At 52.4% G+C, this 1438-nt stretch carries 2 rRNA genes; both read left to right on the top strand.

From position 1 onward, the window contains the following. A 23S ribosomal RNA gene (locus TU74_RS22880) occupies positions 1–1162 on the top strand; the annotation flags it as partial. A 151-nt stretch (positions 1163–1313) separates the two neighbouring features. Then, a 5S ribosomal RNA gene (gene rrf, locus TU74_RS22875) occupies positions 1314–1429 on the top strand. Positions 1430–1438: the final 9 nt, after the last annotated feature.

Genomic DNA, 1438 nt, shown 5'->3' with positions numbered 1-1438 from the left:
CATGCCGGTCGAAGATACCAGGCCGCTGCGACTGTTTATTAAAAACACAGCACTCTGCAAACACGAAAGTGGACGTATAGGGTGTGACGCCTGCCCGGTGCCGGAAGGTTAATTGATGGGGTTAGCTAACGCGAAGCTCTTGATCGAAGCCCCGGTAAACGGCGGCCGTAACTATAACGGTCCTAAGGTAGCGAAATTCCTTGTCGGGTAAGTTCCGACCTGCACGAATGGCGTAACGATGGCGGCGCTGTCTCCACCCGAGACTCAGTGAAATTGAAATCGCTGTGAAGATGCAGTGTATCCGCGGCTAGACGGAAAGACCCCGTGAACCTTTACTATAGCTTTGCACTGGACTTTGAATTTGCTTGTGTAGGATAGGTGGGAGGCTTTGAAGCGTGGACGCCAGTTCGCGTGGAGCCATCCTTGAAATACCACCCTGGCAACTTTGAGGTTCTAACTCAGGTCCGTTATCCGGATCGAGGACAGTGTATGGTGGGTAGTTTGACTGGGGCGGTCTCCTCCTAAAGAGTAACGGAGGAGTACGAAGGTGCGCTCAGACCGGTCGGAAATCGGTCGTAGAGTATAAAGGCAAAAGCGCGCTTGACTGCGAGACAGACACGTCGAGCAGGTACGAAAGTAGGTCTTAGTGATCCGGTGGTTCTGTATGGAAGGGCCATCGCTCAACGGATAAAAGGTACTCCGGGGATAACAGGCTGATACCGCCCAAGAGTTCATATCGACGGCGGTGTTTGGCACCTCGATGTCGGCTCATCACATCCTGGGGCTGAAGCCGGTCCCAAGGGTATGGCTGTTCGCCATTTAAAGTGGTACGCGAGCTGGGTTTAGAACGTCGTGAGACAGTTCGGTCCCTATCTGCCGTGGACGTTTGAGATTTGAGAGGGGCTGCTCCTAGTACGAGAGGACCGGAGTGGACGAACCTCTGGTGTTCCGGTTGTCACGCCAGTGGCATTGCCGGGTAGCTATGTTCGGGAAAGATAACCGCTGAAAGCATCTAAGCGGGAAACTTGCCTCAAGATGAGATCTCACTGGAACCTTGAGTTCCCTAAAGGGCCGTCGAAGACTACGACGTTGATAGGTTGGGTGTGTAAGCGCTGTGAGGCGTTGAGCTAACCAATACTAATTGCCCGTGAGGCTTGACCATATAACACCCAAGCAATTTGCGTCGAAAGGCCAGATTGCGGTGTGTGAAGACGATACAAACCGAAAGTTTGCACCTCACAAAACACCAACTCTATTACATACCCATTCGCTGGAACGTTGACCGTAAGGTAAACGCACCGGCTACCGAATTTCTTGACGACCATAGAGCATTGGAACCACCTGATCCCATCCCGAACTCAGCAGTGAAACGATGCATCGCCGATGGTAGTGTGGGGTTTCCCCATGTGAGAGTAGGTCATCGTCAAGATTAAATTCC

The sequence above is a fragment of the Pseudomonas lundensis genome (assembly GCF_001042985.1).
Classification (GTDB): Bacteria; Pseudomonadota; Gammaproteobacteria; order Pseudomonadales; family Pseudomonadaceae; genus Aquipseudomonas; species Aquipseudomonas lundensis.
Note: the sequence above shows the minus strand (reverse complement) of the source record. Positions and strands in the feature narration are given on the sequence as shown.